Annotated in this window: 22 protein-coding genes; 16 read left to right on the top strand and 6 right to left on the bottom strand. The window is 58.4% G+C overall.

All coding sequences use genetic code 11. The features are described from left to right. Window positions 1-52: 52 nt before the first annotated feature. The 4 genes from AUC60_RS17045 to AUC60_RS17030 form a co-directional block, all read right to left on the bottom strand. On the bottom strand, window positions 53-1,837 hold the full coding sequence (locus tag AUC60_RS17045; protein WP_087269912.1) for a molecular chaperone: 1,785 nt from the start codon (window positions 1,835-1,837) through the stop codon (window positions 53-55). 261 nt (window positions 1,838-2,098) lie between these two features. Beyond that, window positions 2,099-2,968, bottom strand: coding sequence for an archaetidylserine decarboxylase (gene asd, locus AUC60_RS17040; protein WP_167384367.1), 870 nt, complete (start codon window positions 2,966-2,968; stop codon window positions 2,099-2,101). A 34-nt stretch (window positions 2,969-3,002) separates the two neighbouring features. Continuing rightward, a complete protein-coding gene (gene rhdA / locus AUC60_RS17035; protein WP_087269906.1) occupies window positions 3,003-3,818 on the bottom strand; it encodes a thiosulfate sulfurtransferase in 816 nt (271 codons plus the stop codon). Between the two features lie 45 nt (window positions 3,819-3,863). After that, on the bottom strand, window positions 3,864-5,399 hold the full coding sequence (locus AUC60_RS17030; RefSeq protein WP_087269903.1) for an HDOD domain-containing protein: 1,536 nt from the start codon (window positions 5,397-5,399) through the stop codon (window positions 3,864-3,866). Window positions 5,400-5,607: 208 nt separating this feature from the next. Here AUC60_RS17030 and motA point away from each other — a divergent pair, with 208 nt between their 5' ends. Together motA and motB are read left to right on the top strand one after the other, a co-directional pair. Continuing rightward, window positions 5,608-6,459, top strand: a complete 852-nt coding sequence (gene motA / locus AUC60_RS17025; protein WP_087269900.1) for a flagellar motor stator protein MotA — start codon at window positions 5,608-5,610, stop codon at window positions 6,457-6,459. A 3-nt stretch (window positions 6,460-6,462) separates the two neighbouring features. Continuing rightward, a complete protein-coding gene (gene motB / locus AUC60_RS17020) occupies window positions 6,463-7,479 on the top strand; it encodes a flagellar motor protein MotB (protein ID WP_087269897.1) in 1,017 nt (338 codons plus the stop codon). A 158-nt stretch (window positions 7,480-7,637) separates the two neighbouring features. Here motB and rsgA read toward each other — a convergent pair whose 3' ends face one another. After that, window positions 7,638-8,669 (bottom strand): small ribosomal subunit biogenesis GTPase RsgA, encoded by a 1,032-nt coding sequence (gene rsgA / locus AUC60_RS17015; protein ID WP_087269894.1) that lies wholly within the window; start codon window positions 8,667-8,669, stop codon window positions 7,638-7,640. 96 nt (window positions 8,670-8,765) lie between these two features. Between rsgA and orn the strand changes: the two genes are divergently transcribed. Next, window positions 8,766-9,302 carry an oligoribonuclease gene (gene orn / locus AUC60_RS17010; RefSeq protein WP_087269890.1) on the top strand — a complete coding sequence of 179 codons (537 nt, stop codon included), beginning with the start codon at window positions 8,766-8,768 and terminating at the stop codon, window positions 9,300-9,302. A 175-nt stretch (window positions 9,303-9,477) separates the two neighbouring features. Then, window positions 9,478-10,092, top strand: a complete 615-nt coding sequence (locus AUC60_RS17005) for a trimeric intracellular cation channel family protein (protein WP_087269888.1) — start codon at window positions 9,478-9,480, stop codon at window positions 10,090-10,092. 94 nt (window positions 10,093-10,186) lie between these two features. Here the strand turns inward: AUC60_RS17005 and queG are convergent, their stop codons facing one another. Further along, on the bottom strand, window positions 10,187-11,272 hold the full coding sequence (gene queG / locus AUC60_RS17000) for a tRNA epoxyqueuosine(34) reductase QueG (RefSeq protein WP_087269885.1): 1,086 nt from the start codon (window positions 11,270-11,272) through the stop codon (window positions 10,187-10,189). 62 nt (window positions 11,273-11,334) lie between these two features. Here queG and AUC60_RS16995 point away from each other — a divergent pair, with 62 nt between their 5' ends. From AUC60_RS16995 to AUC60_RS16940, 12 genes are all read left to right on the top strand, one after another. Next, window positions 11,335-12,831: an NAD(P)H-hydrate dehydratase gene (locus AUC60_RS16995; protein ID WP_087270037.1), complete on the top strand. Its 1,497-nt coding sequence runs from the start codon at window positions 11,335-11,337 to the stop codon at window positions 12,829-12,831. Next, on the top strand, window positions 12,819-13,289 hold the full coding sequence (gene tsaE / locus AUC60_RS16990) for a tRNA (adenosine(37)-N6)-threonylcarbamoyltransferase complex ATPase subunit type 1 TsaE (protein WP_158099129.1): 471 nt from the start codon (window positions 12,819-12,821) through the stop codon (window positions 13,287-13,289). Before AUC60_RS16995 ends, tsaE begins: the two co-directional genes overlap by 13 nt. A gap of 14 nt (window positions 13,290-13,303) precedes the next feature. After that, a complete protein-coding gene (locus AUC60_RS16985; protein WP_087270031.1) occupies window positions 13,304-14,722 on the top strand; it encodes an N-acetylmuramoyl-L-alanine amidase in 1,419 nt (472 codons plus the stop codon). Continuing rightward, complete coding sequence (mutL, locus tag AUC60_RS16980; RefSeq protein WP_087269883.1) at window positions 14,719-16,674, top strand: DNA mismatch repair endonuclease MutL; 1,956 nt, start codon at window positions 14,719-14,721, stop codon at window positions 16,672-16,674. The genes AUC60_RS16985 and mutL overlap by 4 nt, the downstream gene beginning before the upstream one ends. Then, entirely contained in the window at window positions 16,675-17,646 is a 972-nt protein-coding gene (gene miaA / locus AUC60_RS16975) for a tRNA (adenosine(37)-N6)-dimethylallyltransferase MiaA (RefSeq protein WP_087269880.1), read from the top strand. A gap of 88 nt (window positions 17,647-17,734) precedes the next feature. After that, entirely contained in the window at window positions 17,735-17,995 is a 261-nt protein-coding gene (hfq, locus tag AUC60_RS16970) for an RNA chaperone Hfq (protein WP_027900444.1), read from the top strand. A gap of 12 nt (window positions 17,996-18,007) precedes the next feature. After that, a complete protein-coding gene (gene hflX, locus AUC60_RS16965; RefSeq protein ID WP_087269877.1) occupies window positions 18,008-19,309 on the top strand; it encodes a ribosome rescue GTPase HflX in 1,302 nt (433 codons plus the stop codon). Between the two features lie 96 nt (window positions 19,310-19,405). Next, window positions 19,406-20,578 carry an FtsH protease activity modulator HflK gene (gene hflK / locus AUC60_RS16960; RefSeq protein WP_087269874.1) on the top strand — a complete coding sequence of 391 codons (1,173 nt, stop codon included), beginning with the start codon at window positions 19,406-19,408 and terminating at the stop codon, window positions 20,576-20,578. Then, window positions 20,578-21,447 (top strand): protease modulator HflC, encoded by an 870-nt coding sequence (gene hflC, locus AUC60_RS16955; RefSeq protein WP_087269871.1) that lies wholly within the window; start codon window positions 20,578-20,580, stop codon window positions 21,445-21,447. Before hflK ends, hflC begins: the two co-directional genes overlap by 1 nt. Window positions 21,448-21,728: 281 nt before the next feature. Next, on the top strand, window positions 21,729-22,916 hold the full coding sequence (locus tag AUC60_RS16950) for an ATP phosphoribosyltransferase regulatory subunit (protein ID WP_087269868.1): 1,188 nt from the start codon (window positions 21,729-21,731) through the stop codon (window positions 22,914-22,916). Between the two features lie 54 nt (window positions 22,917-22,970). Further along, on the top strand, window positions 22,971-24,263 hold the full coding sequence (locus AUC60_RS16945; protein WP_087269865.1) for an adenylosuccinate synthase: 1,293 nt from the start codon (window positions 22,971-22,973) through the stop codon (window positions 24,261-24,263). 151 nt (window positions 24,264-24,414) lie between these two features. After that, window positions 24,415-26,349 (top strand): methyl-accepting chemotaxis protein, encoded by a 1,935-nt coding sequence (locus tag AUC60_RS16940; protein WP_087270027.1) that lies wholly within the window; start codon window positions 24,415-24,417, stop codon window positions 26,347-26,349. Window positions 26,350-26,354 lie beyond the last annotated feature (5 nt).

Here is a 26,354-nt window from a genome sequence, read left to right as displayed (position 1 = left end):
TCCCGGCCTCTTCGCGAATGAATTCGCTCCCACCGCACGGATGTGTTGCTCTTTAAAGCGACGACCACAGCGAATCGAATTCCTGTTCTGCTTTTGGCGCTCCGCCTCCCGCTGCGCCGGGCAGTTCGAAGGTCTCGTATTCGAACTGGTTGTAACTGCCGCTGCTGGTGCGCTGATGACCCAACAGGCCGCGGTGCTCTTCTCCGGCAATGTTGATCATGACGTTGTTACCCTCTTTGAAGGGCAGTCTCGGCGCCAGCAGGGTTGCCGGTTGCTCGATCGCACGAATTTCGGGCAGCAACAACGCACGCATGTATGGGCTGTTCTGTTCGGGGCGAACGATTTGCAAGCCGCAAGGCTGAGCAAAAGGGGCGATCAGTTCGATCCCCATTTGCGTACCCCCGCTGCGCACCTGGCGTACCCAGCGCACCACCGCGACACTCCAGCCCTGACCAGCGTCATCCTGAATCCCGACTAACTCCCCGGCCTGTAACTGCTGCGGCACATCCTTGGGCCATGCCAGGCAGTAACCGCCAGGGCTGTGGTTGACGATGTTCAGTTCAAAGGTCGGGAATGTCTGCTGAGCGTTGGATGCCGCATCCGTGCCATCGGCGTCGGGCTGTTCATACTGGATTTCCTCGTAAGGCAGCATGAGCGCTGAAGTAGTGCCGCGCTGAGTATCGAAGGCTCTGCCCCAAGGATCGTCGGCTTTATCGGCCACCAACTGCAGCGTGAACTCAGCCGCCTTGGTGGCCGGCACTTGTAGCATGTCACTGAAAGAGCGTTTGCCGCCCAGGTAATAATGCAAGGCGCTCATGCCTATGCACAGGCTCAGGCTGCCCTGGCCGGGCGTACGCTGAAACGTGCGCTCGGCGACATCGCCCCATGCCGCAGCGAGATGCTCCAGCAAGTCGGGTGAGAAACCCTGAGGGACCAGAAGTGGCGATTGTGCCCGCTGGTCTGCCGGAGTTTCGATGTAACGGCTGATCATCGCCGCCAACGCCTGGGTGTTCAGGCCGAGCAGGACAGGGTACTGCTCTTCGGGAAACAGCGATTTATAAAGCGGCGGCTTGTCATGTTTTGCTGACAGTGCGAACAGACTGTTTTCGTCAGTCGGAGACTGCAGCCGGACAAATGGACTCCACGCATCAAGGACATCGGCAAGACGGCCAATGTTGAGCTGGCGCATCTGGTTGCAACGCGAGCACCCCATCAGCAAGGCAATGATATAGGTCTGTTCTACCGTTAACGCATGCGCGTGGATGGCCTGCTCATCCGCGACCGGGGCGTTCTGTAGCCCGTGCTCGCAGGCAATCTGATAGATCTTGTGCATCTCCAGCCAAAGGCCTTCCTGCACGGGGCAATACAATTGATTGGCGCGAATCAGTGGGCCGTTGAGGCATTGCAGCGCCCGTTGAAGTGCCGTGGTGAGCAGCGCAATGCGGTCTTTGCTGAGTCGTGGGCTGACGCGCTCGATGATCAGCTTGTAGCCCACCGCGAGATGGTTTTGCAGCGCCTGACAAAGATTGGCCACTTTTCGCGGGCGTTCATCAAGCACGATGGCCTGATTGAGGAAGTGACGTTCCAGATGCTTGCAGACGAAATGCACTTCGGGACGCAGCAGTTCAAGCAGTTGCAGTCGATTGTCGCTGGGCGTCAGCAGCTGATTGAGTTCAGTAAGGCCTTGATAGAGCTGACGAGCTGTTTCACCCAGGTTTGCTTTAGGCAGCGTTGATATCCAACGCTTGAGATCCTTGGGCGTCGCTTCACAGAATGTCAGGCTCGACTGCGTTGGCGCGGGAACGCGCAACAACACAGGAAGGCTCAAATTACTCATGTGACAGGCTAACTCCAACTACCCACTCTGGCCCGAACGGCGGCATTGAATCGATGCAGTAATAACAGTCCTCTGTTAAAGAACTGAAATCTACATCAATCAAACACGAAGTTTCCTACAGAGCCGGTGTTGGAACTCTAGCAGCATCGGCCTGCTGCCGCAGCCCCGCAGACGAATCTAACGGTGCCGGCTCGAGTGGGAAACGTCATGATACGGCTATCAGACCTTGATAGTGGCACATAGTGCCACTATTTTACTGTTTCAAACCTGTACGGGCAGTGCCAAGGCTTGGCCCATGCGCACTGGCGATGTCGCAGTGAGTTGCTCGGCCCACTTCACTTGCTCAGGGCCAAACAGGACGATGGCGGTGGAGCCCAGCTTGAAGCGGCCCATTTCTGCACCTTTCTCCAGATGGACCGGCGCACGAGCGGCTTCGTCATAACGGAACGTTTTCAGTTCGCGTTTGGGAGGCGTCACCAGGCCTGCCCAGACGGTTTCGACGGAAGCCACGATCATCGCGCCGACCAGCACCACGGCCATGGGGCCGCGCTCGGTATCGAAGACGCAGACAACACGCTCGTTACGGGCGAACAGCTCAGGCACGTTTTCGGCTGTAGTCTGGTTAACCGAGAAGATCCGGCCCGGCACATACACCATTTCACGCAACGTACCGGCCAGCGGCATGTGCACGCGGTGATAGTCCTTGGGGGACAGATAAACGGTCGCAAACTCGCCACCCATGAACGGCGCGGATAACGCCGGGTCGCCGCCCAGCAGCTCCAGCACGCTGAAACTGTGGCCTTTGGCCTGGAAAATACGGCCCTGTTCGATGCGGCCCAACTGGCTGATTGCGCCATCTGCCGGGCTCAGGATGGCACCGGGCGTTTCATCGAGCGGGCGAGCGCCGGGTTTCAGAGCACGGGTGAAGAAGGCGTTGAAGTGTTCATAGGCGCTCAAGTCCTCGACCTGCGCTTCAGACATGTTGACCTGATAGCGACGGGCGAACCATGCGGTAAAGGCATTCTTGAACCAGCGCACGCGGCACTCGGCAACACAGCCCGCCAGACGCGACAGCAAGTGATGCGGTAGCAGGTACTGGCTGAGGATAAACAGACGCTCTTTCATCAAAATTCCTGAATTTAATGCTTAAAAATGAGCTGGGTTTTCAGCGTTCAACAGGCGTATCGGGGTGGTTGCCCCATTCTCCCCATGAACCGGCATAGCCTTTGACTCGAGGGTAACCCAGCGCCTTGGCGACCAGATAGGTGAAGCCTGATCGGTGGTGTGTCTGGCAGTGAGTAATGACTTCTTTATCTGCAGTAATGCCCAGGCTGTCGAGAATCTCTGCGATATCTTCACGGATGCGCAGGTTACGCGCCTTATCCATGCCCGCAGTCCACTCGAAATTGATCGCGCCTGGAATATGACCACCTTTGGCAGCGACAACTTTTTCGCCAGAGTACTCAAGCGGCCCGCGAGCATCCCAGATTGCCAGATCGGCAGCGCCCAGGCGACTTTGCACATATTCGCGCGTGGCCGTGGGGGTGTCGTGCAGTTGCAGATCGACAGGTGCGCCAGCCGGTGTCGGAACTTCAGTGGATAAAGGCAAGCCTTCAGCCTCCCAGGCCAGCAGACCACCATCGACGTAGTGGTATTTGGTGTGGCCGATTACATCCAGTAACCAAATAAATCGCCCAGCCCAGCCGCCGCCTTCGTCGTCGTAGACCACATACACCGCATTGGCGTTGTGGCCCAGTTCGCCGAACAGGGCTTGCAGATCGGTTTGAGCAGGCAGCAGACCGGGCGCAGGAGGCTGGCCCAACTGGGTACATTTCGGATCAACGAAATACGCGCCGGGAATGTGTCCGGCGTCGTAGCGAGCGCTGCTGGTCAGATCTACCAGGATCAGTTCCGGAGCATCCAGGCGATCCTTCAGGTCGCTTGGTTCAATGACCAACGGCAAACCAGAGAAGACGGACATGTGCAGCCTCCAATTCAAAAAAAGAGGCGAATTGTAGCCCAGCTGTCAGGCTTTGCGACCACTAAAGCTTGTGAGCGCCCGTTCGATGCACTGGCAGGTTTTACCAAAAGCCTGCACCGAGGTTTCTGAAAACAGCCCACCGCCCTGATCTGCCACAACCAGCATCAATACTTTGTTGTTGCTGCTCAGGGATCGAATCAGCCAGTGCTTGCCCGGGAACAGCGCGCGGAGATTGCCCGGCAGTAGCGCAGAGAACTGTTCGATATTGGCAGGAGTCATGCGCAACTGAGTCGGCTGCGCCAGCAAGCGCTGCAGCACGGTGCTGTCTTTTATAGACAGCGCCAGAGACATCGCTTCATTACGCAGGCCTGCGATCTGATGAACGCGCAACATGGTCCCGGTCTTGTCTGCCATCAGGAGCATCACCCGTTCCATGCCACAGGAGACCAATGCGTCGCGAGCAGTGGTGGTCAGGTGCATGGCGTTGGAGAACGGGCTCGGGGTTGCCAGCAGTTCGGCGCAGAGCTTTCGCCAGTTTTGCAGGGCATCAGGCGAGGGTGGCGGAGCTGCCTGTAATTTGCTGTGAATCCGGCGGGTTGCCCATGGCCAGATCAGGGCTTCTGCCGGGTGCCATAAAACCGGATCGTGATGGTTGCGAGCGCTACTGGCCGCATTCTGGTGGGCCTGTTGTTGCACGTTGTCCATGGTTTGTTGCAGGTAAAGACTGCTCAGTAGCTCCCAACGCAGGCAGTGTGGGCTGTCCCATGCCTGCTGAGCGGCGAGTGCCAGACCATTTCCTAGCAGAACCGTATTGGCGGGCTGGTTAAACCAGCGACGCAGGTTTGGATCGGCATCCATCAATTGTTGCTGTTGCAACGGGTCGTCGTTTGCCCGGGCTATGTGCAACGCCTTGACCAACTGCCGTCGTTCGCTGATCAGTAATTTGTAGCCTTGAGTGACCCATAGAGGCAGGCGCCACAAGGTAGCCAACTCCATACACAGCTCCAGCAGGCTGACGCCAAACAGGGCTTTTTCTACTGCGCGGGACGACTCGCCCTTGTGTATGACCCGCAGTTCCCACTCATCCAGCAATTTTGGATGCGCCAGTGCGATCGGCCACAGGGGCGCCAGAAACAACAAGCTGCCCAGGTGGATGTCTTGCCACAGGCGAGCGAGCCGACTGGCAAACAAGCCGTTGGCCTGCTGCGTCGCGTGCTGGCTGATCAGCAGTAATTGGCGGAAGGTGACCGGGATTTTTTCGTTTTCCAGCGCGGGTAGCCGATTGAGTAGCACCTCGGTGCGCGCCAGGCCCAACCGAGTGATTGCCACTTCCAGACTTTCCGCCGGCTCGGTCAAGCCAGTGCTTTTATGATTGGCTTCACGCATCACGCTCAGTACCAGCGCCGGGCTGTCCTGCATCATGTCGGCGATGTCCCGCAGCGAGCGGCGACTGTCGTTCAGTGCGCTGCGCACTTTACTGTGGCTGGCCAGAGGAACCGGCAATGCAATGCCGTCCAATTGTTTGAGCCACGCATCGAGTGTGTTCGGGACGGGAAGCTGTGAAGACTTTTCTGGCGGCATGCATCAAGGCCCGTGCGACTGAAATTTAGGCAGTGGACACTGCGAAATCATTGGGTGAGACCCGTGTTTGCGGGCTCCCGTTCAACGGCCAACTGGCTTTTCTATTTTTCAGGCTATAGTCTGGCCCACATATGCCGATAAGTAGAAGAAGAGTTTCAAGAACTTCCGAACACGTCCCTGAACCCGACTCAGTAAGTACTTTCTACCTATGGCTAAAATTATCGGCATCATCGTCGTTTTCGCGAGCGTGCTCGGCGGCTACGTCCTTTCACACGGCAAAATCGCTGCGTTGTGGCAGCCGTTTGAGGTCGTGATCATTGGCGGTGCTGCCTTTGGTGCATTCATGCAGGCCAACCCTGGCTACATGACCATGCACGTGGTCAAGAAGTCGCTGAAGATGTTTGGTACTCGCTTTACGCATGCCTTCTATCTTGAAGTGCTGGGCCTGGTTTACGAGATTCTCAACAAGAGTCGTCGCGAAGGCATGATGGCGATTGAAGGGGACATCGAAGACGCAGCGGCCAGTCCTATTTTTGCCAAGTACCCAGGCGTTCTGAAAGACGAACGCATGACCGCCTACATTTGTGACTACCTGCGCATCATGTCGTCCGGCAACATGGCTCCCCACGAGCTGGAAGGGCTGTTCGATATGGAGCTGCAAAGCATCAAGGAAGAACTTGGCCATCCTTCCCATGCCGTGACGGGTATCGCTGACGGCATGCCCGGGTTCGGTATTGTCGCAGCGGTACTGGGTATCGTGATTACCATGGCTTCCCTGGGTGACGGCGACAAGGCAGCCATCGGTAACCACGTAGGTGCTGCATTGGTGGGTACCTTCTTCGGTATTATCGCGGCCTATGGCTTCTTCGGCCCACTGGCCACTTCTCTGGCCCATGATGCCAAGGAAGAGCTAAACGTTTATGAAGCCATCAAAGCTTCATTGGTGGCTTCGGCTTCCGGTATGCCGCCTTCGCTGGCTGTGGAGTTCGGTCGCAAGGTTCTCTATCCCGCGCATCGGCCCAGCTTCAGTGAGCTGGAGCAAGCGGTTCGCGGTCGCTGAGTCATGGAAAATAATCAGCCAATAATCATCAAGCGCGTCAAGCGCTACGAGGGCGGGCACCACGGCGGCGCATGGAAAATCGCGTTCGCCGACTTTGCGACCGCTATGATGGCTTTCTTTCTGGTGCTGTGGCTGCTGTCTTCGGCTACGCCGGAGCAACTGGTCGCTATCGCCGGGTACTTCAAGGACCCGGTCGGGTTTTCGGAAAGTGGTTCGCCCTATGTGATTGATCTGGGTGGCTCGCCGGAAATGTCACCCGACCAGACCCTGAACCCGGAAATCAAGAACACCCCGACGCCGGATACTGTTCCAATCGAGGCCGAAACGGCGGAAGCCAAGGCGGAGGAGGTTGAGCAAGAGCGTCTGGAGCTGCTGCTGCAGGAATTGCAGAACAAGGTTAACGAGAACCCTGAACTGCAGAAATTCAAGGACCAGATCCATTTCGAGATTACTCAGGATGGCCTGCGGATCCAGATTACCGACGCGGATAACCGTCCGATGTTCGACTCGGGCAGTTCGCGGCTCAAGCCGTATTTCGAGGACATTCTGCTGGCCATGGCCGACACCATTAAAGCGGTGCCGAACAAGATCAGCGTGAGTGGCCATACCGACGCCAAGCCTTACACGGGCAATGGCGAGTTTGGTAACTGGGAGCTTTCGGCCAACCGTGCGAATGCTGCTCGCCGCGCCCTGGTTGCGGGTACTTACCCTGAAGGTCAGGTGGCTCGCGTGGTCGGCTATGCCTCATCGCTGCTATATGACCGTAATCAGCCGCTGAACCCGGTCAACCGCCGCATCGACATCGTGGTCATGACCAAGAAGGCGTTGCAGCGCATGGAAGGCAGTCAGAACAGCGGTGCCGGTGATTCACATCCTGCAGCGCCTGCTCCGGGCGCAGCGCCTGGGGCGTCGAACATACAGCCGGCTGATCCGCAGCCCTACGCCCAGCCGCGTGAACTGCGTCAGAAGCTCAACCTGTTCGAAGACGGCACCTTGAAGCTGGATGAAACGAAGAACTAGCGTTCAGCGGAAAAACAAAAAGCCCGGATCTCGAAAGAATCCGGGCTTTTTTGTGCGCCGCTAAACCTGTAGGAGCTGCCGAGGGCTGCGAAAGCGCCTGTCAGACAGTCCCCGTTTCGCAGCCTGCGGCAGCCCCTACAAGGTGAGGGGTCGCTTCTTCAATAACTGCTTTCCGGCAAGCTGGCGATGATCGAGCGATAGCTGTTCATGCGCTGCTGTTGCACGCGGCCTTCTTCCAGGGCGATCAACAAAGCACAGCCGGGTTCGCGGTCATGTTTGCAGTCGCGGAAGCGGCAGGTGCCGATCAGTTCGTTGAACTCGATGAAGCCCGCCTCTACATCCGCACGGCTTACATGGCCCAGGCCAAACTCACGAATACCCGGAGAGTCGATCAGGTCGCCGCCACGAGGGAAGTGGAACAGCCGCGCCGTAGTCGTGGTGTGCGTCCCTTGCCCAGAAAGCTCGGACAGTGGGCCTACGCGAGTTTCGACCTCTGGCAACAAGCTGTTGACCAGAGATGACTTACCCACGCCTGACTGACCGACAAATACGCTGATATGCCCGTCCAGTTGAGCTTGCAGTTGTTGCATCCCATCGCCGTGGTGCGCAGAGACTTCAAGTACCGGATAACCCAGTGTCCGGTAGACCTCCAGCAGCGCGTTAAGCGCCGGGGCGTTCTGCTCGTTGATCAGGTCGAACTTGTTCAGCAGCAGTAGCGGACGAATGCCCGCATGCTCTGCGGCCACCAGATAACGGTCGATCAGGTTGGCGTGAGGCTCAGGCATTGGTGCAAACACAATGACGATCAGATCGACGTTGGCGGCAACCGGCTTGAGTTGCCCGCGGCTATCAGGGCGGCACAGCTCCGTGGTGCGCGGCAGTTGCGCGACGATAACGCCGATGCCCTGGTTGCCAGCGCGCCAGACGACGCGATCACCGGTAACCAGTGCAGGCAGATTGGCGCGCAGGTGGCAGCGGAAAACCTGACCCGCCTGATCGCCGTCCTGCGCTTCGACTTCGACTTGTACGCCGAAGTGAGCGATCACCAACCCCGTTTGCTCGGGGCCAAGGTCGCCGCCCTCAAGTGTTTCCAGCGTTTGGGATTCGCGTTTGGCGGCGCGGGCAGCGCGCTCGCCTTGAATTTTTTCGATGCGCCAGTTTTGACGACGATTGAGTTGGCGTTTGGCCATGGGTGTTCCGAGTGATAAAGCAGCTGATAAGTAAACGCGGGGGAGTCTAGCACGGCGGGGTGAGCTAAACTGCGCGCCTACGCTGAGGAGCCAAATATGCAGAACAAGCAGAACCTGATCTGGATCGATCTGGAAATGACCGGTCTGGACCCAGACACCGACGTCATCATTGAAATGGCCACGATCATTACTGACAGCCAGCTCAACACCCTGGCTGAAGGTCCGGTCATCGCGGTGCACCAGAGTGATGAAACCCTGGCCAGAATGGACGAGTGGAATACCCGTCAGCACGGCGGCTCGGGCCTTACCCAGCGGGTTCGCGAGAGCACGATCAGCATGGCTGAAGCCGAAGCTCAGACCCTTGAGTTCATCAAGCAATGGGTCCCGGAGCGCAGCTCACCGATCTGCGGCAACAGTATTTGCCAGGATCGTCGCTTCCTTTATCGGCACATGCCGACCCTGGAACACTACTTCCACTACCGCAATCTGGACGTTTCCACGCTCAAAGAGCTGGCTGCCCGTTGGTCGCCTGAGCTGAAGTTCCAGAAGGGCAGCACCCATCTGGCGCTGGATGACATCCGCGAGTCGATCGCCGAGCTGCGGTTCTATCGCGAGCATTTCATTAAAGGCTAATGCATCCATCATTCCTGTAGGAGCTGCCGAAGGCTGCGATTGCGGCGTGTCAGATGCGACGGTTTCGCAGCCTTCGGCAGCTCCTACAGAAATTGGTTGTGATCGGTAATTTCGCTCTTTGCCCTCTTTTGGTGCTTGCCCTAAACTGCGCGGCTTCGTCGCAGGGACTGCCGCCATGTTGCTGATGCTTTATCTGATCGCTATTACCGCTGAAGCCATGACCGGCGCGCTGTCTGCTGGCCGGCGGGGCATGGACTGGTTTGGGGTGGTGTTGATCGCCTGCGTCACAGCCCTTGGCGGCGGTTCGGTGCGTGATGTGTTACTGGGCCATTACCCGCTGACGTGGGTCAAGCACCCGGAATACCTGATCCTGACCAGTGTCGCAGCCTTGCTGACCATCTTCATCGCACCGTTGATGCGCCATCTGCGCTCGCTGTTTCTGGTACTCGACGCGCTTGGTCTGGTGGCTTTCACCCTGATCGGCACGATGACCGCACTGGAAGCCGGGACGGGCTTGCTGGTGGCGTCAGTGTGCGGGGTTATCACCGGAGTATTTGGCGGCATCCTGCGGGATATCTTCTGCAACGACATCCCTCTGGTATTCCGTCGCGAGCTATACGCCAGCGTCTCGTTCCTCGCGGCCTGGTGTTTTCTGCTATGTCAGCATCTGCAGTTGCCTGAAGAGCAGAGCATCCTGATTACCCTGTTTGGCGGCTTGCTGCTGCGGCTATTGGCTATCCGGTTTAACTGGAACATGCCCAAGTTTGTCTACAAGGGTGATGAGCACTAACCGGTAGGAGCGAACTTGTTCGCGAGGATTTCTGTCAGGCGGTACGAATTCATCGGTTGAAATAATTTTCTCGCGAACAAGTTCGCTCCAGCCATTAACCGCGGTGTTGGTGCTGCCGCAAAGCCCACTCCACATGCTCCCTCACCAACTCCGACGGATATTCACGTCTCGCCTCAAGCGCCTCAAGCACGGGGATCGTCGACGGCGCATTACCCAACCCCACGGCCAGATTGCGCAACCAACGTTCGTAACCCGCACGGCGTAGCGGTGACCCTTCGGTATTGCTGAGGAATTTATCCTCGTCCCACATGAACAGCTCGGCCAGACCCGCGTTATCCAGATTATGGCGTGGCTGGAAATCACTTTGGTCGGTAGGGCGGGCGAAGCGATTCCATGGGCAAACGATCTGGCAGTCATCGCAACCGAACACCCGGTTGCCGATGAGCGGCCTGAGCTCCTCGGGGATGGCGGTTTTCAATTCAATGGTCAGATAAGAAATGCAGCGTCTGGCATCCAGCACATAAGGCCCAACGAAGGCAGCGGTGGGGCAAATGTCCAGGCACGCAGTGCAGCGGCCGCAATGTTCGGTGGCATGGGGAGCGTCCACCGGCAACGGCAGGTCGACGAATAGCTCACTCAGGAAGAAGAAACTGCCAGCCTTGCGATTGAGCACCAGCGTGTTCTTGCCGATCCAGCCAATCCCGGCCTTTTCGGCAATGGCTTTTTCCAGCACCGGGGCGCTGTCAACGAAGGCGCGATAGCCGAACGGGCCGATGGCTTGCTGGATGCGCTCGGCCAGTTGCTGAACACGTTTGCGGATCAACTTGTGATAATCGCGACCCAGAGCGTAGCGGGACACGTAGGCTTTTTCCGGCTCAGTCAGGCGCTGAGTCATCTCGGTGTCACCCGGCAGGTAATCCATGCGCAACGACACTACCCGCAAGGTGCCGGGTACCAGCTCTTCAGGATGCGAACGTTTGCTGCCATGCGCTGCCATATAGTCCATCTCGCCGTGATAGCCCGCCTCAAGCCAGCGCTCAAGGTGTTGCTCATGTTCGGCGAGATCGAGCCCGGCAATCCCGACTTGCTGAAAACCCAGCTCGCGGCCCCACTCCTTGATCGATTGAGCAAGGGTGACGAGGTCAACAGTATTGGGCGAATCAACAGTAATAACGGGCATGCGCAAGGAGAAACCGGGTGGAGGTGCGTATAATTCTGCCAGACATCGGAGCCAAGAGACGCATGGTCGACACGAATCCCCAATTACCCGACGCGCTGTACAGTGCCGCGCAGGTCCGCGAACTGGACGCACAGCTCATTGCTGCGGGTACTTGCGGCGGTGAATTGATGCAACGGGCCGCCCATGCGACGTGGCGTGCGCTGCGTCGACACTGGCCCGAAGCGCGGGAATTGAGCTTGCTGGCCGGTCGTGGCAACAACGCGGGCGACGGTTATCTGATCGCCGCTCTGGCGCGCAAAGCGGGCTGGAATGTTCAGGTGTTCAGCGTGGCCGATCCCGCCGCGCTGGCTGGCGATGCCGCTGACGCTTACCGCGCGGCAGTCGCTGCTGGTCTGAATGTTCAATCGTGGGCTGATCAGCCGTTGCGCGGTATTGTGCTGGATGCGCTGTTGGGGACTGGCTTGAACGGTGACGTTCGCCAGCCGTACGCCGCGGCAATCGAGTCGATCAATGCCAGTGGCTTGCCGGTCGTGGCGGTGGATATTCCCTCCGGGCTGAGCGCCGATACCGGACGTATTCTGGGTGTCGCGGTGCGGGCCGATCTGACCGTGACCTATATAGGCTTGAAGCTGGGCCTGCTGACCGGTGATGCGCCGGACCTGGTGGGCGAGCTGGTATTCGACGACTTGCAGGCTGATCCGGCCATTGTCGCTCAGGCCACTCGCAGCGCGATTCGCCTTGATACCTTCAATCTGCCGCATCTGGCTTCACGCCCTCGCACTGCTCATAAAGGCCTGTATGGTCGGGTGCTGGTGATTGGCGGCGATCACGGTTTCGGCGGGGCCTGTCTGCTGAGCGCCGAAAGTGCTTTGCGCTGTGGCGCGGGCATGGTCACGTTGGCGACCCGAGCCGAACACATTCCTGCTGCGCTGACTCGCATGCCCGAAGTGATGAGCGCGGCGATCCGTTCGGCTAACCAGTTGATGGCGTTGATTGAGCCCGCCAGTGTTCTGGTGGTCGGCCCTGGCATGGGGCAAGCCGCCTGGGGCCGCAGCCTGCTGTCAGCGGCGGCCAATGCTCAACGTCCGCAAGTGTGGGACGCCGATGCCCTTAATCAGTTGGCGCAAGGTTTTGTTTCACTTCCCGAGGGCAGCGTTATTACCCCGCATCCTGGCGAGGCTGCGCGCCTGCTGGGGATGACCACTAAACAAGTCCAGGCTGACCGCCCTGCTGCCGCGCGAGCACTGGCCGATAAATACCAGGCGGTTTGTGTACTGAAGGGCAGCGGCAGCCTGATCGCTGACGTCGATGGGCAATTAATGCTGTGTGATCGCGGCCATCCAGCCATGGCGACTGCGGGTCTGGGCGATGTCCTCGCCGGGCTGATTGGCGCGCTGATGGCGCAAAAAATGAAACCGTTCGATGCGGCGTGTCTGGCGGTCTGGCTGCATGCCAGCGCCGGACAGCGGGTCGGCGAAGCGGGCCGTGGGTTGGCGGCCAGTGATTTGATTCCAGCCATTCGTCAGTTATTGGAGGAGCAGCAACCGTGTCTGAGTTAACGCTGCATTTGGTCGGTGAAGAGGCCATGACCAGCTTTGGTGAACGTATTGCCCAGGTGACTCAAGGGGGCGGCGTTATTTTTCTGGAAGGGGATCTGGGCGCAGGTAAAACCACGCTTTCACGAGGCATCATCCGTGGCCTCGGGCATGAGGGCGCGGTCAAGAGTCCGACCTTCACCTTGGTCGAACCCTATGAAATTGGCTCGGTTCGCGTATTCCACTTCGACCTGTATCGACTGGTCGACCCCGAAGAGCTTGAGTACCTGGGCATCCGCGATTACCTGGAAGGCGATGCACTTTGTTTGATCGAGTGGCCCCAGCTCGGTGCAGGCTTTTTGCCAAAGCCTGACCTGACCATTACCATTAGGCCGCATGCGCAAGGTCGAGCACTGACTTTGAGCCCGACGGGCTCGCGTGGCGAAACCTGGTGTGCCGCTTTGGCGTTGGAATTCAAATAGAAATGGGGTTAGGTATGCGCATTCGCGCGCTGGTTACTGTAGTGGGTCTGCTTTTGACAGCCCTGGCTGTTGATGCGCTGGCCGCAACACAGGTAAAAAGTGTCCGCCTATGGCGTGCACCGGATAACACACGACTGGTTTTTGACCTGTCCGGACCCGTCCAGCACAGCGTTTTCACCCTGACTTCTCCTGACCGACTGGTTATCGATATCAACGGTGCGACCCTCGGTGGTCCGCTGAATGTGCCCATGGCCAATACGCCCATTACCAGCATGCGTTCCGCTCAGCGGACCGCTACGGATTTGCGCGTGGTCATCGACTTGAAAAAGGCCGTGACCCCCAAGAGCTTCACCCTGGCCCCGAACCAGCAATACGGCAACCGCCTTGTCGTTGACCTGTTCGATGAGCCGGGTGATGCCAATCCGAGTCCGACCATTCCCGATACGGCCGCGAACACCGCGCCTGCCGTACCGGTCAGTCCGGCCAAACCCGAAATCAAACTGACGCCCGTGCCTAACGGCAAGCGTGACATTGTGATCGTGATTGATGCCGGTCACGGTGGAGAGGATCCGGGTGCGTCCGGCAGTAGCGGGCAGAAAGAAAAGAATCTGGTACTGGCCATCGCCAAAGAGCTGCAACGTCAGATCAATGCTGAAAAAGGCTACCGCGCCGAGCTGACCCGAACCGGTGACTACTTCATCCCGTTGCGTAAACGCACCGAAATTGCCAGGGCCAAAGGCGCGGACCTGTTCGTGTCGATTCACGCTGACGCTGCGCCGTCGCGAGCGGCGTTTGGCGCCTCGGTATTCGCCCTGTCTGAGCGCGGCGCTACGTCTGAGACGGCGCGTTGGCTGGCTGATAGCGAAAACCGTTCCGACTTGATCGGTGGTGCTGGCGCGGTAAGCCTGGATGACAAGGACCGGATGCTGGCGGGGGTATTGCTGGACTTGTCCATGACTGCTTCGTTGTCATCGAGCCTCAATGTCGGGCAGAAAGTCCTGACCAATATTGGTCGCGTGACGTCGCTGCACAAATCCCGTGTGGAGCAGGCAGGCTTCATGGTGCTCAAATCGCCTGATATCCCGTCGATTCTGGTTGAAACCGGCTTTATCTCCAACAACGCCGAAGCCGCCAAGCTCAGCGCTGCCTCGCACCAGCAGGCACTGGCGCGTTCAATCAACTCTGGCGTGAAGCAGTTCTTCCAGCAGAATCCACCGCAAGGCACTTATATCTCCTGGCTGCGTGATAACGGCAAACTTGCCCAAGGGCCGCGTAACCATGTGGTGCGTTCGGGTGAAAGCCTTTCGATGCTTGCCGCCCGTTACGACATGAGCCCTGCTGCGTTGCGCAGTGCCAATAATCTGAAGACGGATGAGTTGCGTGTCGGGCAGGACCTGAAAATCCCTAGCTCCGAGGTGGCGACTCAACCATGACCGATCTTCTTCTCGACAGTGTTGAGCCTGACGTTCAGGCCCCCGCCAGCGCAGCAGCTCTAAACGCTGCGCGCATCGAATTGCTCAGCCCGCGGCTGGCCAACCAGATTGCAGCGGGCGAAGTGGTCGAGCGGCCAGCATCGGTCATCAAGGAATTGCTGGAAAACAGCCTGGACTCAGGCGCCAAGCGTATTGATGTCGATGTTGAACAGGCAGGCATCAAGCTGCTGCGGGTTCGAGACGACGGCAGCGGGATTTCCTCTGATGACCTGCCTTTAGCCCTGGCTCGTCATGCCACCAGCAAGATCCGCGAGCTGGAAGACCTTGAGCGGGTCATGAGCCTTGGTTTTCGCGGCGAAGCGCTGGCGTCGATCAGCTCTGTGGCGCGATTGACCCTGACCTCCCGAACGCGTGATGCCGATCAAGCCTGGCAAGTCGAAACCGAAGGGCGCGACATGGCCTCCCGAGTCCAGCCTGCTGCGCATCCGGTGGGCACCTCGGTTGAAGTCCGCGACCTGTTCTTCAATACCCCGGCGCGACGCAAGTTTCTCAAGGCGGAAAAAACCGAATTCGATCACCTCCAGGAAGTGATCAAACGCATGGCACTGGCACGTTTCGACGTGGCGTTCCATTTGCGGCACAACGGTAAGACGATCCTCAGTCTGCATGAAGCCAACGACGACACGGCTCGCGCCAGACGCGTTTCGGCCATTTGCGGCCCTGGTTTTCTGGAGCAGGCGCTGCCCATCGAGATTGAGCGCAATGGCTTGCATCTTTGGGGCTGGGTCGGGTTGCCGACCTTTTCTCGTAGCCAGGCAGACTTGCAGTATTTCTTTGTGAACGGCCGGGCAGTGCGCGACAAGCTGGTAGCGCATGCGGTGCGCCAGGCTTATCGCGACGTGTTGTTCAATGGCCGTCATCCGACCTTCGTGCTGTTTTTCGAGGTTGATCCCGCCGTCGTTGACGTCAACGTGCATCCGACCAAACACGAAGTCCGCTTCCGTGATGGGCGCATGGTGCATGACTTCCTGTATGGCACGTTGCATCGGGCGCTGGGCGATGTGCGTCCCGAAGATCAGCTTGCGGGCGCTGCGCCAGTCACTGCCGTCGAGCGACCCACTGGCCCGCAAGCCGGTGAGTTCGGGCCGCAGGGTGAAATGCGTCTGGCCAATAATCTGCTGGAGCAGCCTCAGGCTCAACCTTATGCGCCGCCAGCCGGTTCAGGCGCGGGCGCTGGTTATCAATATCAGTACACGCCACGCCCCACAGCGACCTTACCCGCCGCCGAAGCGCAAAGCGCTTATCGCGAGTTTTATGCGCCGTTGCCCGGTACGCCTGCCGTTTCGTTGCCAGAAACTCAGGGCGACATTCCCCCGTTGGGTTATGCCTTGGCGCAACTCAAGGGCATTTATATTCTGGCGGAAAACGCTCACGGGTTGGTGCTGGTAGACATGCATGCTGCGCACGAGCGGATCATGTACGAGCGGCTGAAGATTGCGATGGCCAGTGAAGGCTTGAGCGGTCAGCCTTTATTGGTGCCTGAGTCGATCGCGGTCAGCCAGCGTGAAGCCGATTGCGCCGAAGAGCACATCGAGACATTCCAGCGTCTGGGCTTCGAGTTGCAGCGCCTTGGCCCTGAAAGTCTGGCGATCCGACAGATTCCGGCCTTGTTGAAACAGGCCGAGGCCAATCGTCTGGTCAGCGACGTGCTGGCGGATCTGATGGAGTACGGCACCAGTGACCGGGTTCAGGCTCACATGAACGAATTGCTGGGCACCATGGCTTGCCACGGTGCGATTCGGGCCAACCGCCGTCTGGCGATCCCGGAAATGAACGGTCTGCTGCGCGACATGGAAAACACCGAGCGCAGCGGTCAATGCAACCATGGCCGACCTACCTGGACCCAAATGGGGCTGGATGATCTGGACAAACTCTTCCTGCGCGGTCGTTGAATGAGCGCTCTACCTCCGGCCATCTTTCTGATGGGGCCGACGGCTTCGGGTAAGACCGATCTGGCCATGGAAATCTGCAAAGTCCTGCCTTGCGAACTGATCAGCGTCGATTCGGCGCTCGTCTATCGCGGCATGGACATCGGCACCGCCAAGCCTTCCAAAGCGCAACTGGCCGAGTTTCCTCATCGTCTGGTGGACATTCTTGATCCAGCCGAAAGCTATTCTGCAGCCGATTTTCGCAGTGATGCGCTGGCTGCGATGGCGGAAATTACCGCTCGCGGAAAAATTCCGCTGCTGGTCGGCGGCACTATGTTGTATTTCAAGGCTCTACTGGACGGGTTGGCGGATATGCCGGCCGCTGATGCAGGTGTTCGCGCGGAGCTGGAAGCACAGGCTGCAACCCACGGCTGGCAGTCATTGCATGACCAGTTGGCAGCAGTGGATCCGGTGTCTGCGGCGCGCATCCACCCCAATGACCCGCAGCGATTGATACGTGCGTTGGAGGTTTATCGGGTCAGCGGGCTGAGCATGACAGCACATAGAGAACAACAAACTGCGCAAACTACTGATTCTGCGGCTTCTGGTAGACCGCAATTGCCCTATACTGTCGCCAACCTGGCCATTGCTCCGGCAGATCGCAAGGTGTTGCATGGCCGTATCGCATCAAGGTTTTCAACAATGCTGGACCAGGGATTCCTGGACGAAGTTCTGGCGTTACGCTCAAGAGGCGACCTGCACGCGGGTCTGCCATCGATAAGAGCCGTCGGTTATCGCCAGGTCTGGGATCATCTGGATGGAAAGCTGACATGGGCTGAAATGCAGGAGCGGGGCATTATTGCCACTCGCCAACTGGCCAAACGACAGTTTACCTGGCTACGTAGCTGGGACGATTTACACTGGTTGGACAGCCTGGCCAGCGACAATTTGCCACGCGCCTTGAAATACCTGGGGTCGGTCTCCATATTGAGCTGAGTCCTTGCAATAGCCGTCTATCCTTGGGGGGTGGCGGTTCAAGCCAATTGAATTCGAATTATTATTGATCCTTAAAGGAGTGCGGCACATGTCAAAAGGGCATTCGCTACAAGACCCTTACCTGAACACCCTGCGTAAAGAGAAGGTTGGGGTTTCGATCTATCTCGTCAACGGCATCAAGCTGCAAGGCACCATCGAGTCCTTTGACCAGTTCGTTATTTTGCTGAAGAACACTGTCAGCCAAATGGTCTACAAGCACGCAATCTCTACCGTTGTTCCGGTTCGCCCGATTCGTCTGCCTAGCGCAACCGAAGGTGAGCAGGGCGACGCTGAGCCAGGTAACGCCTGATAGGAGTCTGCTTTGTTCTTTGAGCGCCACAGTGGTGGTGAACGCGCAATACTCGTTCACCTGGATGGTCAGGACCCTGAGGCGCGCGAAGATCCGCAGGAGTTTCGGGAGTTGGCCATATCGGCTGGCGCCGATACCGTCGCGTTCGTCAACGTGCCGCGTCATCGGCCATCGGCCAAATATCTGATTGGCAGTGGCAAGGTCGAGGAGCTTCGCGACCAGGTCAAAGCCGAAAAAATCGATATCGTCATCTTCAATCACGTGCTGACACCCAGTCAGGAACGTAACCTCGAACGAGTTTTCGAGTGTCGCGTCCTTGATCGCACGGGGTTGATCCTCGACATCTTCGCGCAACGTGCGCGTACTCATGAAGGCAAGTTGCAGGTCGAGCTGGCACAGCTCGAGCACATGAGCACGCGGCTGGTTCGCGGCTGGACTCACCTTGAGCGCCAGGGCGGTGGTATTGGCCTGCGTGGTCCTGGTGAAACCCAGCTGGAAACGGATCGGCGCCTGTTGCGGGTTCGTCTGCGACAGATCAAAGGCCGTCTTGAAAAGGTCCGCAGTCAGCGTGAGCAAGCCCGTCGCGGGCGTAAGCGCGCCGATATCCCTTCGGTTTCACTGGTGGGTTATACCAACGCCGGCAAATCGACATTGTTCAATGCTGTGACCGATTCCGATGTGTTTGCTGCGGATCAGCTCTTCGCCACGCTCGACCCGACCCTGCGCCGTCTGCAGCTCGATGACCTGGGGCCTATCGTGCTGGCCGACACCGTGGGCTTCATTCGTCACCTGCCACACAAGCTGGTCGAGGCCTTTCGCGCTACGCTCGAAGAGTCCAGCAACTCTGATTTGCTGCTGCATGTCATCGACTCTCACGAGCCTGAGCGAATGGAGCAGATCGAGCAGGTTATGGCGGTACTCGGCGAGATCGGTGCCGAGGGCTTGCCGATACTCGAGGTCTATAACAAACTCGACCTGCTTGAAGGCGTAGAGCCGCAGATACAACGCGATGCCGATGGCAAGCCGCAACGTGTCTGGGTTTCAGCGCGTGATGGTCGCGGGCTGGACCTGCTAAAGCAGGCTGTTGCCGAGTTGCTCGGTGACGATCTGTTCGTCGGCACCCTGCATCTGTCTCAGGATTTCGCCCGGTTGCGCGCCCAGTTCTTCGAGTTGGGTGCGGTGCAGAGCGAAGAATATGACGAGCAAGGCAGTAGCTTGTTGGCAGTACGTTTACCGCGCGTTGAGTTCAATCGTCTGGTGAGTCGCGAAGGACTGCAGCCGCTGGAATTCATCGAGCAACACACTTTGCAATAAAAGCGTGAGAAAGCCGTTGTACGGCTTTCTCGGGCATTCTGTAGCATTGGTCGGCGCGCCGCGGGCGCGTCTTTGCTTTATCAGATGGAGAGCGCTATGGCTTGGAATGAGCCGGGTGGCAACTCGAATAATCAGGATCCTTGGGGTGGTAAGCGCAAGGGCGACGACCGCAAGGGGCCACCGGATCTCGACGAGGCCTTCCGAAAGCTGCAGGAAAGCCTGAATGGGTTGTTCGGTGGTGGTAAGAAACGCAGTGGTGGTGACGGTGGCGGTAACGGCAACCCTGGCAAGGGTGGCGGTTTCGGCTTGCTGGGCATTGGTCTGGTCGTGCTGGTCGCGATCTGGCTGTACAGCGCCATTTACGTCGTGGACGAGCAGGAGCAAGCCGTTGTGCTGCGCTTCGGTCAGTACCACGAAACCGTAGGTTCGGGTCTGAATATCTATTTCCCGCCGTTTGATCGCAAGTACATGGAAAACGTGACTCGCGAACGTGCCTACAGCAAACAGGGCCAGATGCTGACTGAAGACGAAAACATCGTCGAAGTGCCGCTGACCGTGCAGTACAAAATCTCCAACCTGCGTGATTTCGTGCTGAACGTTGATCAGCCGGAAGTCAGTCTGCAACACGCCACTGAAAGTGCTTTGCGTCATGTCGTGGGTTCCACGGCCATGGACCAGGTGCTGACTGAAGGTCGTGAGCTGATGGCGAGTGAAATCAAGGAGCGTCTGCAACGCTTCCTCGATACCTATCGCACCGGTATCACCGTCACTCAGGTGAACGTGCAGAGTGCTGCCGCGCCTCGTGAGGTTCAGGAAGCGTTCGATGACGTGATCCGTGCCCGTGAAGACGAGCAACGTTCGCGCAACCAGGCTGAAACCTACGCTAACGGTGTGATTCCGGAAGCGCGTGGTCAGGCTCAACGCATCATCGAAGATGCCAACGGTTATCGCGACGAAGTGATCTCGCGCGCCAAGGGTGAAGCTGATCGCTTTACCAAACTGGTTGCCGAGTATCGCAAGGCTCCGGAGGTCACGCGTGAGCGTCTGTACCTGGACACCATGCAAGAGTTGTTCACCAATACGAGCAAGGTCCTCGTAACGGGCGAAAAGGGCGGGAACAACCTGCTTTATCTGCCACTGGACAAGATGATCGAAAATGGCCGTAGCGGTAACAGCGCTGCCCCGACTAACGGTGCCGCCGCAGTCGGAGCTGATGCAGGCGCACGCGCCGCAGAGATTCAGCAGCCGCGTACAAGGGAGACTCGCTGATGAGCAATAAATCGCTGATCGCCCTGATTGTTGCTGTAGTGCTGGCGGTAGTTGCCTGGAACAGCCTGTTTATCGTGTCCCAGACTGAACGTGCCGTAATGTTGCAATTTGGTCGCGTGGTTGAACCTAATATTCAGCCGGGTCTGCACGTGAAGATTCCTTACGTCAATCAGGTGCGCAAGTTCGACGGCCGCCTGCTGACTCTGGATGCACCGACCCAACGCTTCCTGACGCTGGAAAAGAAAGCGGTCATGGTTGATGCCTACGCCAAGTGGCGTGTGAAGGACGCGGAAGTGTTCTACACCGCGACGTCGGGCCTCAAGCAAATCGCTGATGAGCGTCTGTCGCGTCGTCTTGAATCCGGTCTGCGTGACCAGTTCGGTAAGCGCACCCTGCACGAAGCTGTGTCGGGCGAGCGTGACGCGCTGATGGCTGACATAACCGCTTCGCTGAACGCAATGGCAAGCAAGGAACTGGGTATCGAGGTTATCGATGTTCGGGTCAAGGCTATCGACCTGCCCAAAGAAGTGAACCGCAGCGTCTTCGAGCGGATGAGTACCGAGCGTGAACGTGAAGCGCGTGAGCATCGCGCCAAGGGTAACGAGCTGGCTGAAGGCATCCGTGCCGACGCTGATCGTCAGCGTCGTGTGTTGCTGGCTGAAGCCTATCGCGAGTCTGAAGAGGCCCGTGGTGATGGTGATGCACAAGCTTCCGCGATCTACTCCAAGGCATACGGTCAGGATCAGGAGTTCTACGCGTTCTACCGTAGCCTGCGCGCCTACCGTGAAAGCTTCGCGAACAAGAGCGACGTGATGGTTCTGGATCCGAGCAGCGATTTCTTCCGCTACCTGGAAAAATCCAAGCCGTGATCTGAAAGCCGTAATCCACCCGCCGGGCGGCAAAACCGTTCGGCGGGGTGATCATGCGGTAAAACGTGTGTATGATGCGGCAGCCGGGAAATTCCCGGCTTTTTTGCGTCTGCACGATTGATTGGCCACAGCAGTGGCAAGATTTTCGAGGACAGTGGTCTGAAAGAGCCATTCTCGGGCGCTCGCCGTGCCCGCAGGAATGGGCGCAGCACCTGACCACTCTCTGCTTTACTCAAGGCTCGCTTCGGCGCGGGCCGCCCGGATCATAGGGGAAAGGCGTAATGGCAACGGTTGACCGCTGGCTGCTACCAGATGGCATCGAAGAAGTACTGCCACCTGAAGCGGCGCGCATAGAAGTAGCGCGCCGTCAGGTGTTGGATCTGTTCCAGAGCTGGGGCTATGAATTCGTAGTCACCCCTCATATCGAATACCTTGAATCTTTGCTCACTGGCGCGGGCTCGGATCTGGATCTGCGCACCTTCAAAGTGATTGACCCGCAGTCGGGCCGGCAAATGGGCTTTCGTGCCGACATCACACCGCAAGTGGCGCGCATTGATGCGCATACCCTGCGTCGTGAAGGCCCGAGCCGTCTGTGCTATGCCGGTAGCGTGCTGCATGCGCAGCCGCGGGCTCTGTCTTCTTCGCGTAGCCCGATTCAACTGGGCGCCGAGTTGTACGGCGATGCAAGCCCGAGCAGCGACGTTGAAGTCATCAGCCTGATGCTCGCCATGCTACAACTGGCCGATGTGCCTGATGTGCACATGGACCTGGGGCATGTCGGTATCTACCGTGGTCTGGCTCGTGCTGCTGGTTTGTCCGGTGAAGTTGAGCAACTGTTGTTTGATGCCCTGCAGCGCAAAGCCATCGACGAAGTGATCGAGCTGACGGCCAATCTGCCTGCCGATCTGGCGTCGATGCTGCGTGCGCTGGTTGACTTGTGTGGCGGTCGTGAAGTGCTGGCTGCGGCCCGTGATCGTCTGGCCAATGCGCCTGCGCCGGTGTTGGCTGCCCTTGACGATCTGCTGACCGTTGCCGAGCGCCTTGCGGCGCGATTCCCTGAGCTCCCGCTGTATTTCGATCTGGGTGAGTTGCGCGGTTATCACTATCACACGGGTGTCGTGTTCGCAGTGTTCGTTCCAGGCGTGGGTCAGTCCATTGCTCAGGGCGGTCGCTATGATGACATCGGTGCGGATTTCGGTCGGGCTCGCCCGGCCACCGGTTTTTCCACGGACCTGAAGACTTTGGTGACATTGGGCCGTGCGGAAATCGAATTGCCTTCCGGCGGTATCTGGATGCCGGACAGTACGGATGCAGCACTCTGGCAGCAGGTTTGTCAGTTGCGCAGTGAGGGTCAGCGTGTTGTGCAGGCGTTGCCTGGGCAACTGGTGGCTGCAGCGCGTGATGCCGATTGTGATCGGCAATTGATTCAGCATGGCGAGCGTTGGCAAGTCGTGCCGCTGGCTTCTTGAGTTTTCCTGTCGGCGGCCGCCGACACCAAGTTTGCGTGAATGAGGACAAGTGTTATGGGTAAGAATGTCGTAGTCCTGGGCACCCAATGGGGTGATGAGGGCAAAGGCAAGATCGTTGATCTGCTGACCGAACATGCTACCGCTGTAGTGCGTTACCAGGGTGGCCACAACGCTGGTCACACTCTGGTGATCGACGGCGAAAAAACCGTCTTGCACCTGATCCCGTCCGGTGTGTTGCGTGAAGGCGTGCAATGCCTGATCGGTAACGGTGTGGTGGTTGCTCCTGATGCGCTCATGCGTGAAATCATCAAGCTGGAAGAGAAAGGCATTCCGGTGCGCGAGCGTCTGCGCATCAGCCCGTCCTGCCCGCTGATCCTGTCGTATCACGTTGCGCTGGATCAGGCGCGTGAAAAGGCGCGTGGCGAGTTCAAGATCGGCACCACCGGTCGTGGCATCGGTCCGGCTTACGAAGACAAGGTTGCACGTCGCGGTCTGCGCATCGGCGACCTGTTCCATCGCGAGCGTTTCGCCGCCAAGCTGGGCGAGTTGCTCGACTATCACAACTTTGTGCTGGTCAATTACTACAAAGAGCCAGCCATCGACTTCCAGAAGACTCTCGACGAGTGCATGGAATACGCCGAACTGCTCAAGCCACTGATGCTCGACGTCACTGCCGCGCTGCACGAAATGCGTCGCGACGGCAAAGACATCATGTTCGAAGGCGCTCAAGGTTCGCTGCTGGACATCGACCACGGTACCTACCCGTACGTCACCAGCTCCAACACCACGGCTGGCGGCATTGCCACCGGTTCGGGTTTTGGTCCGATGTACCTGGATTACATCCTGGGTATTACCAAGGCTTACACCACGCGTGTGGGTTCGGGTCCGTTCCCGACTGAGCTGTTTGACGATGTTGGTGCGTTCCTGGCCAAGCGTGGGCACGAATTTGGTGCGACCACTGGCCGTGCTCGTCGCTGTGGCTGGTTCGATGCCGTGATCCTGCGTCGTGCTATCGAAATCAACAGCATCTCCGGCATCTGCCTGACCAAGCTTGACGTGCTTGATGGCCTCGAAACCATCAATATCTGCGTCGGTTACGAGAACGAGCAGGGCGCAGTCATCGAAGCACCAACCGATGCTGACAGCTACCTTGGCCTCAAGCCTGTGTACGAGCAAGTGCCGGGCTGGACTGAATCGACTCTGGGCGCCAAGACTCTTGAAGAGCTGCCAGCTAACGCTCGCGCTTACATCAAGCGTCTGGAAGAGCTGGTCGGCGCGCCAATCGACATTATCTCGACAGGTCCTGATCGCAACGAAACTATCGTTCTGCGTCACCCGTTTGGCTGATAAGTCGTTGGTATAAAAACAAAGGGTCGCATATGCGGCCCTTTGTTTTTTCTGGTTTTACCGTGGCCGCAGGAACGGCACGGCGATTGCTGTAATAAGCGTCAGAAAAGGTGCCATCATTTTAATGGCGCCGATGGTGGAGGGATTCCCCGTGTCAGCTGTCCTTTCTCTCTTGCGCAGCCGCTTGCTGCGCCCTGTGTTCATTGCCCTGGGTATCGCTCTTTTGGTGCAGGTGCTGGTTGCGGTCGCTCTTACCAGGAGCACTGTTACTGCGCTTGAAGCCGATCTTGCGAGTCGCCTGGGTGTAGATTCGCAACACTTGTCCTCCGAGCTCGAGCAGGCAAGTCGCGAAGTCACTTCAAGCCTCGACAATCTGGCGACCAGTACCAGCCAGCGCTTGAGCGTCGGCCTTGCCGCCCGCCTGAAGGATGAGCAGGCTCAACTGCGTGCCACGCTGGAAAAAGACCTCAAGGATTCAGCCACCGATATGGCCGAACTGTTGGCCGCTGTGGCACCCCGCGCCATGTGGGATAACGACACCCCTACACTGTCCGAATTTGCTCGTCGTGCGCAGCGCAATCCTAATGTGTTGTTCGTGATCTATGACGATGCGGCTGGCGAGCACCTGACTCGATACCTGAATCGCGAAAATCCCCTGATCCAGGCGCTGCTTGCCAAGGGTGAAGGCGAGCGGGCGATGGATAAGGTGCTGAACGCTGCGAAAACAGACAGCTCGGTTTACTACGTCGAGGCCTCCATCAGCCCGAATGGTGTTGAGATCGGCAAGGTGCGCATGGGAGTTTCCACGGCCACCGTCGAAGAAAATCTCGTGGCTCTGGACAAGCGTTTTGCGACGCTGATCACCAGTGGTGGGCAGTTGGTTTCCGAAAGTCTGGCGGGCGCATCGAAGGACAGCTCGGCAGCACTGCGCTCGCGTCTGGATTCCGTGCAAAACGCTGCTTCTGCCATGTCGGCCAATACCACGTCGGCTGTGCAGGAAGCGGCTCAAACGCTGCGGTGGCGGATCGGCATGGGCCTTGCGCTAGTCGGGCTGGGCGTACTCCTGGTTCTGGCTGTGGTGCTGGGACGCAGGGTGGTCAACAAGCTGCTGTTGTTGATTGCAGCGCTGGATGATCTGGCGGCGGGCGAGGGTGATCTGACCAAGCGAGTGAAGCTCGACAGTAATGACGAAATTGGTGACATGGCGGCAGCCGTCAACCGTTTTGTCGCCAAGCTTCAGCCGATCGTCCGCGAGGCAGGAGATGTGGCGCAGCGCACGGGCGTTGAAATCAATGCGATGAGCCAGCGTAACGCGGGTGCCGGTGCTGCTGCAGAGCTGCAGCGCGACGAAGTGGCCGCCAGCCTTCAGGCCCTTGAGCATATGGCTGAAGAAGCTCAGTCCGAAAGCCATGCCATGCAGGCAGCTTTGCGGCAGGTGGTGGACATCCGTCAGGCAACTGATGAAAACACGCGCACTTCAAACCAGGTGGGCGGCTTGATCGAGGCGCTGGCGGGCCAGGTCGAAACCGGTTCGAAAGTCATCGAGCGGCTGGCTCAGCAGAGCGAGCAGATCGAAGTGGTACTTGAAGTGATTCACGGCATTGCCGAGCAGACTAATCTGTTGGCACTGAACGCAGCCATTGAAGCTGCGCGGGCAGGGGAGACGGGTCGAGGTTTTGCTGTAGTGGCGGACGAAGTTCGTGCGCTGGCGAGCAAGACGCAAAGCTCTACCGGAGATATTCAGGCGCACATCGGCGCCTTGCAATCGGGGGCGAAAGAGGCTGTGGCGGCGATTGGACTGGCGGGGCGTCAGGCCAATGAAGGTCTGGCGGTGCTGCGCAATAGCGCTAAATTGCAGCAATCGGTTCAAGATTCTGTTGAGCAGGTACACGCGGCGATTGGTCTGGCGACCAAGGCGGCAGTTCATCAGGCCGAAGGTGCTCACGCCGTGCGGGGGCGAGTGGAGGTCATACATGCTCAGGCACAACGTGCGGCGCAGGTCGTTGAGGAAACCACTGCGAGCGGCAAAGTGCTGGATGGTCTGGCGGCACAGTTGAAGGCGAGCCTGGGGCAGTTCCGGGCTTAATTGCA

Origin of the sequence: Pseudomonas caspiana (assembly GCF_002158995.1) — a bacterium.
In the GTDB taxonomy this organism is placed as follows: Bacteria; Pseudomonadota; Gammaproteobacteria; order Pseudomonadales; family Pseudomonadaceae; genus Aquipseudomonas; species Aquipseudomonas caspiana.
The sequence above is the reverse complement of the archived record's forward strand: the minus strand, read 5'-3'. Positions and strand labels throughout refer to the sequence as shown.

Excerpts from the sequence above, each read along its gene's own strand:
- AUC60_RS17045 (WP_087269912.1), bottom strand. The coding sequence starts at position 1,837 with ATGAGTAATTTGAGCCTTCCTGTGTTGTTGCGCGTTCCCGCGCCAACG.
- rhdA (WP_087269906.1), bottom strand. The coding sequence starts at position 3,818 with ATGTCCGTCTTCTCTGGTTTGCCGTTGGTCATTGAACCAAGCGACCTG.
- AUC60_RS17030 (WP_087269903.1), bottom strand. The coding sequence starts at position 5,399 with ATGCCGCCAGAAAAGTCTTCACAGCTTCCCGTCCCGAACACACTCGAT.
- motA (WP_087269900.1), top strand. The coding sequence starts at position 5,608 with ATGGCTAAAATTATCGGCATCATCGTCGTTTTCGCGAGCGTGCTCGGC.
- motB (WP_087269897.1), top strand. The coding sequence starts at position 6,463 with ATGGAAAATAATCAGCCAATAATCATCAAGCGCGTCAAGCGCTACGAG.
- rsgA (WP_087269894.1), bottom strand. The coding sequence starts at position 8,669 with ATGGCCAAACGCCAACTCAATCGTCGTCAAAACTGGCGCATCGAAAAA.
- orn (WP_087269890.1), top strand. The coding sequence starts at position 8,766 with ATGCAGAACAAGCAGAACCTGATCTGGATCGATCTGGAAATGACCGGT.
- AUC60_RS17005 (WP_087269888.1), top strand. The coding sequence starts at position 9,478 with ATGTTGCTGATGCTTTATCTGATCGCTATTACCGCTGAAGCCATGACC.
- queG (WP_087269885.1), bottom strand. The coding sequence starts at position 11,272 with ATGCCCGTTATTACTGTTGATTCGCCCAATACTGTTGACCTCGTCACC.
- AUC60_RS16995 (WP_087270037.1), top strand. The coding sequence starts at position 11,335 with ATGGTCGACACGAATCCCCAATTACCCGACGCGCTGTACAGTGCCGCG.
- AUC60_RS16985 (WP_087270031.1), top strand. The coding sequence starts at position 13,304 with ATGCGCATTCGCGCGCTGGTTACTGTAGTGGGTCTGCTTTTGACAGCC.
- mutL (WP_087269883.1), top strand. The coding sequence starts at position 14,719 with ATGACCGATCTTCTTCTCGACAGTGTTGAGCCTGACGTTCAGGCCCCC.
- miaA (WP_087269880.1), top strand. The coding sequence starts at position 16,675 with ATGAGCGCTCTACCTCCGGCCATCTTTCTGATGGGGCCGACGGCTTCG.
- hfq (WP_027900444.1), top strand. The coding sequence starts at position 17,735 with ATGTCAAAAGGGCATTCGCTACAAGACCCTTACCTGAACACCCTGCGT.
- hflK (WP_087269874.1), top strand. The coding sequence starts at position 19,406 with ATGGCTTGGAATGAGCCGGGTGGCAACTCGAATAATCAGGATCCTTGG.
- hflC (WP_087269871.1), top strand. The coding sequence starts at position 20,578 with ATGAGCAATAAATCGCTGATCGCCCTGATTGTTGCTGTAGTGCTGGCG.
- AUC60_RS16950 (WP_087269868.1), top strand. The coding sequence starts at position 21,729 with ATGGCAACGGTTGACCGCTGGCTGCTACCAGATGGCATCGAAGAAGTA.
- AUC60_RS16945 (WP_087269865.1), top strand. The coding sequence starts at position 22,971 with ATGGGTAAGAATGTCGTAGTCCTGGGCACCCAATGGGGTGATGAGGGC.